General features: G+C 63.8%; 10 protein-coding genes. 7 read left to right on the top strand and 3 right to left on the bottom strand.

Features of this window, described 5'->3' with window-relative positions; all coding sequences use genetic code 11:
- Positions 1-17: 17 nt before the first annotated feature.
- Positions 18-1,070, bottom strand: coding sequence for a sugar phosphate isomerase/epimerase family protein (locus tag ACREPD_RS10290; RefSeq protein WP_431599242.1), 1,053 nt, complete (start codon positions 1,068-1,070; stop codon positions 18-20).
- 94 nt (positions 1,071-1,164) lie between these two features.
- Between ACREPD_RS10290 and ACREPD_RS10285 the strand changes: the two genes are divergently transcribed.
- Entirely contained in the window at positions 1,165-2,166 is a 1,002-nt protein-coding gene (locus ACREPD_RS10285) for a LacI family DNA-binding transcriptional regulator (protein WP_431599241.1), read from the top strand.
- Between the two features lie 281 nt (positions 2,167-2,447).
- On the opposite strand, the gene ACREPD_RS10280 is transcribed toward ACREPD_RS10285, so the two are convergent.
- On the bottom strand, positions 2,448-2,612 hold the full coding sequence (locus tag ACREPD_RS10280) for a hypothetical protein (RefSeq protein WP_431599240.1): 165 nt from the start codon (positions 2,610-2,612) through the stop codon (positions 2,448-2,450).
- Between the two features lie 477 nt (positions 2,613-3,089).
- Here ACREPD_RS10280 and ACREPD_RS10275 point away from each other — a divergent pair, with 477 nt between their 5' ends.
- The 6 genes from ACREPD_RS10275 (at position 3,090) to ACREPD_RS10250 (ending at position 12,737) form a co-directional block, all read left to right on the top strand.
- The gene (locus tag ACREPD_RS10275) at positions 3,090-3,734 is read left to right on the top strand and encodes a response regulator (RefSeq protein ID WP_431599239.1); all 645 of its coding nucleotides are present in this window, start codon (positions 3,090-3,092) and stop codon (positions 3,732-3,734) included.
- Positions 3,735-3,780: 46 nt separating this feature from the next.
- Complete coding sequence (locus tag ACREPD_RS10270) at positions 3,781-7,584, top strand: ATP-binding protein (protein WP_431599238.1); 3,804 nt, start codon at positions 3,781-3,783, stop codon at positions 7,582-7,584.
- Between the two features lie 164 nt (positions 7,585-7,748).
- Positions 7,749-8,312: a fimbrial protein gene (locus ACREPD_RS10265; protein ID WP_431599237.1), complete on the top strand. Its 564-nt coding sequence runs from the start codon at positions 7,749-7,751 to the stop codon at positions 8,310-8,312.
- Between the two features lie 29 nt (positions 8,313-8,341).
- Entirely contained in the window at positions 8,342-9,133 is a 792-nt protein-coding gene (locus ACREPD_RS10260) for a fimbrial biogenesis chaperone (RefSeq protein ID WP_431599236.1), read from the top strand.
- A gap of 621 nt (positions 9,134-9,754) precedes the next feature.
- A complete protein-coding gene (locus ACREPD_RS10255; protein WP_431599235.1) occupies positions 9,755-12,367 on the top strand; it encodes a fimbria/pilus outer membrane usher protein in 2,613 nt (870 codons plus the stop codon).
- A gap of 76 nt (positions 12,368-12,443) precedes the next feature.
- Positions 12,444-12,737 (top strand): hypothetical protein, encoded by a 294-nt coding sequence (locus ACREPD_RS10250; protein WP_431599234.1) that lies wholly within the window; start codon positions 12,444-12,446, stop codon positions 12,735-12,737.
- A gap of 26 nt (positions 12,738-12,763) precedes the next feature.
- Here ACREPD_RS10250 and ACREPD_RS10245 read toward each other — a convergent pair.
- The coding region (locus ACREPD_RS10245; protein ID WP_046427907.1) for an IS3 family transposase at positions 12,764-12,861 on the bottom strand (98 nt) is incomplete at its 5' end.

Raw genomic sequence — 12,861 nt, 5'->3', positions numbered from 1 at the left:
TCCCAGGCGGTAGTGGCTCAGATTCCCAGCATGTGGCGCAGTGACTGCGGATCAGCGCCGCTGTCGGCAAAGTCGTCGAAGGAACGTTCGGTCACGCGGATGATGTGGTCGCGGATGATGGCGGCGCCTTCGCGCGCGCCGTCCTCCGGGTGCTTCAGGCAGCACTCCCATTCCAGCACCGCCCAGCCCGGGAAATCGTATTGCGCGAACTTCGAGAAGATCGCCTTGAAGTCGATCTGACCGTCCCCGAGTGAGCGGAACCGACCGGGCCGATCGATCCAATCCTGGTAGCCGCCGTACACGCCACTGCGCGCATTGGGACGAAACTCCGCGTCTTTGACGTGGAAGATGCCGATGCGCGGGTGATAGCGGTCGATGAAGCCCAGGTAGTCGATGTGCTGCAGCAGCAGGTGGCTGGGGTCGTACAGGATCTTGGCGCGGGGGTGGTGGTCCACCACGTCGAGGAAGCGTTCGAAGGTCGCGCCATCGTGCAGGTCTTCGCCCGGGTGGATCTCGAAGCAAAGGTCCACGCCGGAGGCGTCGAAGGCATCCAGGATCGGGCGCCAGCGGCGGCCGAGTTCGGCGAAGGCTTCTTCCACCAGTCCTGGCGGGCGCTGCGGCCAGGGATAGAAGTATGGCCATGCCAGCGCGCCGGAGAAGGTGGCATGCGCGGTCAGCCCCAGGCGCTGGCTGGCCTTGGCGGCCAGCATCAACTGCTCCACCGCCCAGGCCTGGCGGGCGGCCGGATCGCCGTGCGTGTCCGCCGGCGCGAAGCCGTCGAACAGGCTGTCGTAGGCGGGATGGACCGCGACCAGTTGCCCCTGCAGGTGGGTGGACAGCTCGGTGATCTGCACGCCGTGGCCGGCCAGCATGCCGGCGATGTCGTCGCAGTACGCCTGGCTGCGGGCGGCCTCGGCCAGATCGAACAGGTGGGGCGTGCTGGTGGGGACCTGCAGGCCACGATAGCCCAGGCTCGAGGCCCAGCCGGCCAGCGTGTCGAGCCGATCAAACGGTGGCGTATCGCCAATGAACTGCGCCAGGAACAGCGCCGGACCCTTGAGCGTCTTCAACGTGATTCACCCCGATGCAATCGATTGCATTACCCTAGCAGGACGTTTCGAAAAACCTGTTGTGCACTGCACAGCAATAGGAAGAATCTCACCCATGGCCACCATCTACGACATCGCAAAGCACGTCGGCGTCTCCGCAGGTACGGTGTCGCGGGCGCTTTCCCGGCCAGACAAAGTCCTGCCGGCCACGCGCACGCGCATCGAGCAGGCCGCTGCCGCACTGGGCTATGTCCCCAACACGGTCGCCAGGACGCTCAAGACCCAGCGCAGCGGCAAGCTCCTGGTCACCGTGCCGGACATCGCCAACCCGTTCTTCGCCCAGATCCTGCAGGGCGCGGAGGACGCGGCGCAGGCGGTCGGCTACGCCGTGCTGCTGGGCGACACCCAGCATCGCCCCGAGCGCGAGGAGCGCTACGCGCAGATGCTCCGGCGCAACGAGGCCGACGGCATGATCGTGCTGGGGCATCGCCTGCCGCCGACCGCGCGCGAGATCGTCCAGCAGCAAGGCAACGCGGCGCCGGTGGTCAATGGCTGCGAGTTCGACCCCGCGCTGGGCATCCCCAGCGTCCATATCGACAACGCGGCCGCCGCGTGTGCGGTGATGGAACACCTGTATGAACTGGGCCACGAGCGGATCGCCGTGGTGGGCGGGCCGCCCGAGAATCCGCTGCACGAGCAGCGGCTGGAAGGCGTCCGGGCTGCCGGCAAGGCGCGTGGCCGTTTGCGCAGCCTGACCGTCGTGCCGGGCGACTTCTCGGTGGAGGCAGGGCACGCGGCCGCGATGGCGCTGTTGGCCAGTGCGGCGGTGCCGACCGCGATCTTCTGCTTCAGCGACCAGATGGCGCTGGGTGCCCTCGCGGCCTGCCGGGATCTGGGCATCCGTGTGCCCGATGACCTGTCCATCGTCGGCTTCGACGACCTGGCATCGTCTCGCTACCTCACGCCCGCGTTGACCACCGTCCGGCAGCCCATGCGGGAGATCGGCGAGCGCGCGGTCAACCTGCTGCTGGCCATCATCGAAGGGGTGGACGTGCCGCTCCAGCAGACGCTGGAATTCACCCTGATGGTGCGCGGCTCCACGGCGTCGCCGAGGTAGAGCCACGCCATGCGTGGCTGAGGTAGCGCGAAGCCCTGCGTGGCTGCGCGGGATGCGTGCAGCACCCAAGTCAGATCAGTACTTTTACCGTAGTCGGGTAATTGCCGAGCGGCCAGTATATGGAGCAACGACTCCCGTAATTCCGCAGCGCCTTCACGTGTGCTGTTTCTCTTTCGCCGTGGGGACGCCCTCAGCGGCGACGCGCGCGTGGGCTCGACGATTCCGGGAAGCGTGGGACTGCGGCTGGCGTGGACGCAGGCGCGATGTGATCCCGCCAGGTTCTAGCGTGTCCTACGGAAATGAAAGGCGAAGCGCCGGCTGCCCTGGTCGATGACCGCCTCCATGCGGTGGCCGCGTTTCGTCTGGCAGTCCCATAGATACACCGGAAAGTGATAGGCGCTCAGCCGCGTGGTGGGTCGGCCGCGCGCTTCGATGATGTCGTCCATGGAGCCCGGTTCTTCCTTGAGGTGTCGCATGCGTCCACACAGGTATTCGACAATGAGCCGGATGGCGTCCAGGTCGTCCGGCGAGAGCGGGGCGGCCGGCGCTGGGGGTGTGCCGCCCGCCGCATTCGCTGGCGCGGGTGGTGATCGCCCGCCTGCACTCGACTCGGTCTCATATTCCGGAATGCACGCAGGACAACTCGTCGTTTTCATGTACGAAGGTTCCAGTCGTCTGTTCGGGAAGAAACATAGATCAGGCCGCGCAGTGACGAAAGTGGATAAATCTCCCTATACGGCACTCGCCCGCCCGCGCCTGCATCTGCGTGAGAACAGTCTCATGTATGTCCGTGAGCACCGCGGAGATAGTGCTGCCCCTCCACGGGTGCTGCACCCGACACCCGCCATGCATGCCCTCGCACGGCGTCGGTCCATCCATCTGCAGCTTGATTCTCATTCACCGCAATCGAACCGGAGTGCCCCATGAACGATCAGCCGCTCCGTGTATTCCTTGCAGATGACCATCCCATCGTCCTTGTCGGTGCGCGCGCGGCGCTCGAACAGTCGCGCATCGCGACCGTGGTCGGTGAGGCGCGATCAGTGGATGAAGTGATGCGCGAACTGCCGCGACAGCCCTGCGACGTACTGGTCACCGACTTCGCCATGCCCGACAGCGAGCGGGATGACGGTGTCGAGTACATCCGGCTGGTGCGCGAAACCTATCCGCTGTTGCCTGTGATCGTGATGACGATGATGGGGAACCTGGGGATCCTGCAGCAGGTGCTTTCCCTGGGCGTACTCGGGTTGATCGACAAGGCGGCAGACCTGGAATCACTGCCGTCCGCGGTCCGTTCCGCAGCCACCCGGCGGCTGTATGTTTCCAAGGATCTGCGCGAGATGCTGAGCCTGCACAAGGCCGAAAGTGGAACGCAGCAGAAGTTGTCGCCGCGCGAAGTAGAGGTGGTCAGGTTGCTGGCCGGCGGAATGGGCGTGAACCAGATCGCCGAGCGCAGCGGGAAGAGCATCAAGACCATCAGCCGGCAGAAGATGCAGGCGATGCGGAAACTCGGATTGACCACCAACGTCGAGCTTTACCAGTATGCGCGCGAAAGCGGAATGATCAGCTGAGCGGTACCTGCATGCGGTAGAGCGAGGCGCCAAGGAAAGGAGTCACGTGTCACGCTCGATTCGCTATTTTCTGTACGTCGTCATCGTGCACTGCACGTTGATATTCGGTGCTGCCGCCCAGACGGCGGATCTGCCTCTCTCAAGTGATGAGCGGGCGTGGCTGAGCCAGAACAGGCAGGTCACCCTGGGAATCCTCGACCACGGCCGGCCGCCGTTTGAACAGACGGACAGCGCCGGGAACCTGATCGGTCTCGGGCCGGACTACATGGCGCTCGTGACCAAGAAGCTGGGCCTGAAGGTGGTCATCAAGCGCTACGCTTCCTGGGCCGAGGTGCTGGCGGCGGCATGTGCAGGCGAGATCGACCTGGTGATGAATATCGCGCTCGTGCCGGATCGCACGCGCTGCATGGTCTTCAGCCGGCCTTACATGGATATCCCTCCCGTGGTGGTTGGGAACAGCGCGCTGGGCCCGATCGATGATGCCAGGCTTGCGGTGGCCCGGATCGCAGTCGAAAGAGAGAACGCAAGCTCGGCGGGCGTCTCGGATCGATATCCCCTGGCCAAACAGGTGGAAGTGGGCAGCGCCGAGGAGGCATTCAGGGCAATTCTTCAGGGAAAAGCCGATGTGTACGTCGACAATCCCTATCTGGTGGCAGAGCTGCTGAGAATGCCGGAGTTCAGCGAGCTGGCCATCCTGCGCAATGCGGATATCCCCTTCAGCGCGTTTCATTTCGCGGTGGTTGAGCATGCGAAGCCGCTGGTTGGCGCGATCAACAAGGCGCTGGCGACGATCACTGACGAGCAGCGCAACGCGATCCGGGAACGCTGGTTGGTGGTCGATGACGTCGTCAGGGAGACCCGCGGGCAGCGGGTGGTGCTGAATCGGCGCGAGCGTGACTGGATCTCGCACCTGCCTCCGCTGAGGCTGGGGTTCAACACGACCTGGGACGCGATCAGTCCCGAGTTCGAGGGAGGCCTGGGCGGCATTTCCGGGGAGTATGCCCAGATACTGGAAGAGCGCCTGGGGATTCATTTCATACCGGTGCCCGTGGGCGGGCATTCCCGGCTGGCGAAGCTGGTCTCGCAGGACAAGGTCGACGTCGCCATCACGACCGGCGGCCGCGCGCTGGCGGCAGGCTGGCATCAAACCGAGCCGATGCTGCGCCTCGCCAATGTCATCGTCGGCAGGAGTGACCGTGTAGCCATAACCGGTGTCAGCGACCTGAATGGACAAACGGTTGCGACGGTGGGGCCGGGTAGGCAGGCCCATATTCTCAGGCTGGCGCCTGCGGCCCGCATCGTGCAGGTCGACAGCCCTGTCGAAGGTCTGCGCATGGTCGAGCAGGGCACCGTCAGCGTGTATGTTGGCGACGTCGTCAATGTGAATCGAACGTTGCGCGATGAACGGATGGCGCTGCAGATCCTTGCGCCGGCCGGGTTCGAGGAGGTCGTCGTCTTCGCGGTCAGCCCCCGGCACGCTGAATTGGTTCCTATCATCAATCGCGTCATCAGCGGCTTGAGTGACGAGGAGAATCACCGCCTCCGCTCGGATTGGCTGCAGCTCAACGTCCAGTATGGGGTTCACTGGCGCAGCGTCATCGCCTGGATGTTCCTCGCCGCGTTGATGGCGGGCATCCTTACCTTCGCCTATATCCATCTGCGCCGGGCCATCGCCGGCAGGGAGCAGGCGTTCGAGTTGATTGCCGACCTGACGCGCAGCCTTCCCGGTGTCGTATTCAAGATCGCCGTCGCGCCGAACGGCACGATGAAGACGGTCTTCGTCGGTGGTAATACCGAGGAGATTTTCGGGATCAGTGCCGAGCGTGTTCAAGCCAGTGTCGAGAGGTTGCTGGATACGTTCACTCCGGAAGACCGTGATCGGCTGGTATCGACGCTGCGCAACGAAGCCGAAACCGCTGTTCTCATGAACCTGCTGGTAGGTGAGCGCTGGATCCGACTCAGTGCGGCTGCGCTTGCTTCAGGGAATGGGAGGACCTACTGGAGCGGCTACTTCGCGGATGCAACGCAGGAGCAGGCGCAGCTGGATGCACTGGCCACCGCGAAGGTGCAGGCCGAACTCGCGGCCAACACCAAGGCGACCTTCCTGGCGACCATGAGTCATGAGATCCGCACGCCCATGAGTGGGCTGGCGGGGTTGCTCGAGTTGTTGAGTCGCAGCGGACTGGCCGCAGAACAACGACGCATGCTGGAGCTGGCAATAGCGGCCGCGCGCTCGCTGCGGCTGCTGCTGGACGACATCCTGGACTTCAGTCGCATCGAGTCCGGACGCCTGCAGGTTGAGACGACCGACATCAGGCCGCGTGACCTCCTGTGCGAGGTCGGCCTGTTGATGTCGGGTATCGCAGAGCAGAAGGGCGTGGGCTTCGAGTGCCACATCGACGCCCGACTTGCCGGCATTCTGAGGGGCGATGGCGCGCGGATTCGGCAGATCGTCATCAACCTGCTCAGCAACGCGATCAAGTTCACCGAGCGCGGCCATGTCGCGTTGCGCGCCGTCGTGGTCGCCGAGGCGGACGGCGTGCAGTCGTGGGCGGTCGAAGTGTCCGACACCGGCATCGGGATTCCCGAAGACGCGCTGGCCGCGCTGTTCCAGCCTTTCGTACAGGCGCACTCCAGTGCGGAGGCGCGAACTAGTGGGTCGGGCCTGGGGCTGGTGATCGCCCGTCGACTTGCCGAGCTGATGGGGGGAAGCGTCTCGCTCACCAGCAAGGTGGGTCGCGGGACCACGGCGCGCCTGGATCTGCACAACACCATTGTCGAACGCGACGACACGCATGTGGCACTGATTGGAAAGAAGGTGCTGCTGCTCTGCGACGATGCCATCGTCCATGCTGACATTCGCGCTGATCTCAGCACGCTTGGCATGATCCTGGTCACGGATGCCGCGGATGCGGACGTCATCATGACCGATGAGGGCGATGGCGCTACCGGAAGGCCGGTCGTGACCCTGATCATGGCGACCCCTCTGGCGACGCTGAGCGCGACGCAGCTTTCGCTGGCATGTGAGCCCGTGCTCTTTACCGCCGTGCGCGATGTATGTCTCAGGGCATTGGGCGGTGACGCGCCTCAATCCACCTCCATCGACACTCGAAGCGAGCTATTCCACGCCGAGGGAAACGCGCCAGTCGTGCTCGTTGCGGAAGATGATCCGACCAGCCAGGTCCTCATCCGGGGCCAGCTTGCGGAGCTGGGCTGTGTGTGTGACGTGGTGGGCGACGGCGTGGAGGCCCTGCTTGCGCTGGAGACGGGCCGTTATGACCTGCTGATTACCGACATGGGAATGCCCCGGCTGGATGGCGTTGGCCTCGCCAGGGAGATTCGTCTGCGGGAGCAGGCCACAGGCTCGAGACTGCCCATCATGGCGCTGACCGCGGGTGCCTTCCGCGAGGACGCCCAGCGTTGCCTGGATGCAGGGATGGATGGTCACCTGAGCAAGCCAGCCTCATTGGCAGAACTCTCCGCCGCCCTGAAACGGTGGTTGGATCCCTCGCAGCCTTCCGAGCGTCGCATCCCGGTCGCCGCCAAGGTGTCAGCTAAAACAGTGCCGGAGAGCGTGATACAGGCGTTCTCCAGCGATGCGCACAATCTGCGCGATGAAATGGACGCTGCCCTGCGCGCGGAAGATCCGCGCGAGATGGAGCGCGCACTGCATCGCATCGCCGGCGCGCTTGCCTGTGTGGGACATACCTCCACGGCACAGCGCATCCGGCGCGTGATCGCCCTCATCGAGTCCGATGGCGTGGCCGCCCATCGCCCGGAGTTAGTCGAACTTCACAATGAAGTGATGCGCTGCATAAACGCGACGGTAAAGGCCGCACTTTCTGCCTGAACGCCAGATGAGAATTGAATGTCACCGATGAGAGGTATCTCATTTCTCTGGACGGGGAGTATCAACAAACTACGTCCACCTGCTGCGGCAAGCACTTCGCTTCTCGCGAAAGGTCGATCAGACAGCTTTATCACTCCCTGAAACCACTAGTTAGGATGTATCAAATGAAGAAGACCATCATCACCGCTGCCCTCGTTGCCATCGTTGGCGGCGTTGCTCCGTCCGCCTTTGCCGCCGACGGCAAGATCGCCTTCAAGGGCCTGGTCAACGACGTGACCTGCTCGGTCACCGGCGGCGCCGGCACCGACGGTGCTGCGAAGGATTTCACCGTGACCCTGGACACCGTGTCGAAGACCGCCCTGGCCGTTGCCGGCGCGCGCGCTGGTGACAAGGCGTTCTCCGTGCAGGTCGGCGGCGCTGGCGAAGCCGGTTGCACCAACGGCAAGCTGGTGAGCCTGAAGTTCGAGCCGGCGCAGAGCCCGGTCGACTCGGCCACCGGCCGCCTGATCAACCAGGCTGGCACCGGCGCGGCTGAGTTCGTGCAGATCGGCCTGCTGGACAAGGAAGGCGCCGACATCAATCTGGTCGACGGCAGCGGCAACCCGGTTGCCACCATCGCCGGCAACACCGCGACCCTGGACTACTTCGCCCAGTACTACGCCGCTAAGGAAGGCGTGACCTCGGGTACGGTCGACACCTTCGTGATGTACTCGGCCGGCTACAACTGATCCCAGTTGTTTCCGCCAGCGCGGGGCTGGTGTTCCAGCCCCGCGTGTTTTTCCGTCCATTCCACCGTCATAGGGCAGGAATCAACATGAACGTCATTGCTCGATTCGCTTCGCTTCTTCTGCTTGCTGGTTGCGGCATTTCAGCCGCTCACGCCGGTACCCAGATCGTTGGCACGCGTGTTGTGTACGGGGCAGCCGACCGTGATGTCTCGGTTAGAATCCTGAATACCGGCGATTCGCCGCGTCTGCTGCAGGCCTGGGTGGATGATGGCGACGAACGGCAGACTGCCGAAACGTCCAAGGCGCCTTTCCTGGTGACGCCCCCGGTGTCCCGCGTGGAGCCCGGCAAGGGCCAGTCGCTGCGCCTCATGTTTACAGGTGCCCCGTTGCCGCAGGACCGTGAATCGGTGTTCTGGCTGAATGTGGTGGAAGTGCCGCCCAAGCCGGAGGTCAAGGAAGGCGAATCTGCCAACCATCTCCAGTTTGCCGTACGTACGCGTATCAACATCTTCTACCGGCCTACGGCATTGCCGGGCGATCCCAAGAGCTCGATCGACACGCTTGCGTGGCGTCTGGTCGGCAGCAACGGCAAGATGGCCCTGGAGTGCACCAACAACAGTGCCTTCAACGTGTCCTTCGCCGATGTGCGTCTGAAGGGCGCGCCTGACAAGAAGAACGATGCAACCGGCGGCGGCATGTGCCCCGCGAAGGGCACCGCAACGTTCGACGTCCACGGTGGCAGCGAGAGCGGTCGCCTGACGTTCCAGTCCATCGATGACTACGGCGCGTTCCGCGACGGTGAAGCGGCGTATACCCGCTGATCCTCCTTGTTCAGCGTGATGTAGTGCCAGAATTCCAAGCCCCTTAACTCGGAGGGGCGGTGGAGTGCGGCTTCGCGCAGGCCATCTGCGCCTGTCAATCCGCATTCCAGGCCGCGCTGTAAAGCAGTACGCGGCGCCTGACAACCTCGCGCTGCGACACGCAGCGCGTCGGTCAGACAGAAAATGCGACATTGCACCTGCCCCACGGGTAGTGCTGCGTTCGGCGGCCTCGCCGAAACCAGACCGCGTATTCGATCAATTCCGCAGCCATTAACTTCCGGCCGCTCTTTCCGGCTGTTTGGCGGAGCGTGCGCGGGGGAAATCAAGTTTATCCAGATTGATCGATGGCCTCGTGTTCGAGGTCCATCAATTCGGTCCATCTGGCTCGCAGCGACGCGCGTAAATGCGTCATTTATCTGCGTGAGAAGGCTGGAAACCCTGAATGATCCGGTACCGCGGCAGATCGCTCGTGAGATTGCTCTCATTTCTACCGCAGGCCGCAGTTTGCAGAATGTTTCCATGGTTCAGGGCGGAAGTTTCAGGTCGCGAACCTAAATGTTCGGTAGTTCAGATATTCAGATATTCAAGCGTTATTCCATTCGAGCACCCAGGCACCCAACGATGCGAGCTGACGAAACCATGGCCATGAAGAAATCCAGCGACCAGCGCTTCGTAGCCTTGCGTGGTGTGCGCCATGCCCGCCTGGCGCGATCCATTCTGACGGTACTGGCTGCTTCGCCGGCCGCCGCCGTATTTGCAGCGCCGTCGCCGTCGCCCTCTCCGTCTCCGGCCCCGCAGTCGGTGGAGTTCAGTGCGGCCTTCCTCGGCGAGACCGCACAGACCATCGACATCTCCCGGTACGAGAAAGGCAACCCGATGCTTCCGGGTACCTATCGCGTCGACCTGTACGTCAACGAGCGCCTGGTGTCGCGTGAACGCATCGAGTTCATCGCGGACGCCGAGGGCGGCTCCGCGCGTCCCTGCGTGGATCGGGCGCGGCTGACGGTCATGGGCGTGGATGTGGCAAAGCTGGAAGCGGCCGGTGCCGACCTCGGTGGCGAGTGCCTGGATCTGGCGCAGCTGATTCCCGATGCGACGATCAGCGCCGACTCCGGCGAACTGCGCCTGACCGTGTCCATTCCCCAGGTTGCGATGGTGCGCAACCCGCGTGGCTACGTGGATCCTTCGCTGTGGGAGCGCGGCGTGAACGCGTTCACGCTTGGCTACAACTTCAATGCCACCGATCTTCAGGGCGGTGCACAGGGGCGTCGCAACGCCTACCTGGGCCTGGAAGCCGGTCTGAATGTCGGTGGCTGGCGCATCCGCAACCAGTCCAACTATCGCTGGGCGGACGGCGACGGCGCCGACTATCAGAACATCCGTACCTACGCCCAGCACGACGTTGATCGCCTGCAATCCACGCTGACCCTCGGCGATACCTTCACCTCCGGTCAGATCTTCGATTCGGTCGGTGTGCGTGGTGTCAGCCTGGCCACCGACGATCGCATGCGCCCGGACTCGATGACCGGCTTCGCGCCGACTGTCCGGGGCGTGGCCGAATCCAACGCGCGCGTCATCATTCGTCAGGCCGGCTTCATCGTCTACGAAACCCAGGTTGCACCCGGAAATTTCGAAATCACTGACATTGGCGCCACCGGCTATGGCGGTGACCTTGAGGTGACCGTCGTCGAGGCGGATGGTCGCGAACGCACCTTCGGCGTTCCGTTCGCCGCCGTGCCCAATCTGCTGCGCCCCGGCGTCTCCCGCTACGCGGTGACGGCCGGTGAAGTGCGCAATGGGCAGCTGAGCGACGCGCCCACCTTCGTGGAAGCGACCTACCAGCGCGGTATCAACAACGTGGTGACGGCCTATGGTGGCGTGCAGGCCACTACCGATTCCAACCTGCACCGCAGTGCCGTGGTGGGGACGGCGCTGAATACCCCGATCGGCGCGGTGTCGCTGGATGTCACCGGTTCGCGTGCGCAGTTCGACAACGGCGCAGGCAGCCAGAGCGGCTACTCCGCGCGTGCCACGTACAGCAAGAGCATTCCCCAGACCAATACGGACTTCGCCCTGGCGGCGTACCGCTACTCGAGCGAAGGCTATCTGGGCCTCGGCGATGCGGCCACGCTCAATGATCACCTCAGTACCCGGGGCTTGTCGGCGTCGGATGTTGCGCGCCGGGCGGAGCGCAGTCGGTTCCAGCTGACGGTCAGCCAGAGTCTGGGTGACCGCGCGGGGCAGCTGCATGTCAGCGGCTCGCGCAACGCCTACTGGAGCGACCAGAACAATGAGATGACGTACAACGTCGGCTACAGCAACCGCTACAAGTCACTGTCCTACGGCGTGTCTGCCTCGCGCAGCGTCACGCCCGGTGGCCGCAAGGACGACTCGGTATACCTGAGCCTGTCGATGCCCCTGGGTCCCAGCACCGCAGGAAGCCGTGCCCCGACGATGACCCTGCAGGGCGCCCATGCGCCGCAGGGCAATTCGCTGATCGGTAGCGTGGACGGCACGTTTGGCCAGGAGGAACAGTATCGGTACGGCGTCAATGGGCGTGTTGGCACCGGTGACAACAGCGTAGCGGTGAGCACCGGTTGGCGTGCGCCGTATGCCACGCTGGGTGGCTCCTACACCAGCAGTTCGAACGGCACGCGCCAGGCGTCCGCCTCGGCATCGGGTGCCGTGGTTGTCCATTCCGGTGGCGTTACCCTGGCTCCCCAGCTGGGCGAGACGATCGGCATCATCGAGGCCAAGGGTGCCAAGGGCGCCCTCTTGGGCAGCAACAATGGCGTCAAGGTCGACGGTCGCGGCTACGCCATCACGACGTCGCTTTCTCCGTACCGCATGAACGACGTCGTGCTGGATCCCAAGGGGACCTCCGCGAACGTCGAACTGCAGGAATCCCGTCTGCAGGTGGCCCCGCGAGCCGGTGCAGTGGTACCCGTGAAGTTCCAGACCACTACGGGCATGGCCTACCTCCTCCAGCTGGTCCAGATAGACGGCAATCCGGTTCCGTTCGCGGCCGAAGTCCTGGATGCCGGTGGCAACAACGTCGGCTATGTAGGCCAAGGCGGGCAGGCGCTGGTGCGCCTGTCGGACGACGGCGCCAGCGCACTCTCCGTGAACTGGGGTGACGGCGCCGGTAGTTGCCAGATCGATTGGTCACCGGGGGCCAGCAAGACGGCCGACCAGTCCATGCAAGCCATCAACGCGGAATGCCGCACCCTTTAGTTCAGGTTTCGTGCGCTGGCCGCGACGCGCCATGCCGGAACTACACCCTACCATCACCAGAAAAGTGACTTACAAGATGAACAGGATTGCTACCTCAACTGCGTTGCTCGCAATCGCCGGCTTCTTTGCGAATTCTGCGTCGGCTGCCGATGGCCGCATCACACTCAGTGGCTCGATCGATTCGGTCACCTGCTCGGTGCGCGGTGGCACAGGCACGGACGGGAGTGACGGTGACTTCACTGTCAATATGAGGAGTGCCACGCAAGCCGAACTCGCCAACGACGGCGACATGGCAGGCTACACCCAGTTCTCCCTGATTGTGGGCGGTGCGGGCCAGGCAGGCTGCACCAATGGAAAGGTGGCGAAGTGAATCGCCCAGGGTTTTGTAGACAGTCGTCAGCCGTTTAGTGCGTACTGCTTCTCGAACTCTACCGGGGACAGCCCGTCGTTGGAACTGTGCCGCCGTTTTGGGTTGTAAAACATCTCGATGTACT

It is taken from the genome of Stenotrophomonas sp., assembly GCF_050737075.1.
In the GTDB taxonomy this organism is placed as follows: domain Bacteria; phylum Pseudomonadota; class Gammaproteobacteria; order Xanthomonadales; family Xanthomonadaceae; genus Stenotrophomonas.
This window is presented reverse-complemented; position numbering and strand designations above follow the sequence as displayed.

Bases quoted from the DNA above. Each gene is read 5' to 3' on its own strand.
- ACREPD_RS10285 (WP_431599241.1), top strand. From the start codon at position 1,165: ATGGCCACCATCTACGACATCGCAAAGCACGTCGGCGTCTCCGCAGGT.
- ACREPD_RS10280 (WP_431599240.1), bottom strand. From the start codon at position 2,612: ATGGACGACATCATCGAAGCGCGCGGCCGACCCACCACGCGGCTGAGC.
- ACREPD_RS10275 (WP_431599239.1), top strand. From the start codon at position 3,090: ATGAACGATCAGCCGCTCCGTGTATTCCTTGCAGATGACCATCCCATC.
- ACREPD_RS10265 (WP_431599237.1), top strand. From the start codon at position 7,749: ATGAAGAAGACCATCATCACCGCTGCCCTCGTTGCCATCGTTGGCGGC.
- ACREPD_RS10255 (WP_431599235.1), top strand. From the start codon at position 9,755: ATGCGAGCTGACGAAACCATGGCCATGAAGAAATCCAGCGACCAGCGC.
- ACREPD_RS10250 (WP_431599234.1), top strand. From the start codon at position 12,444: ATGAACAGGATTGCTACCTCAACTGCGTTGCTCGCAATCGCCGGCTTC.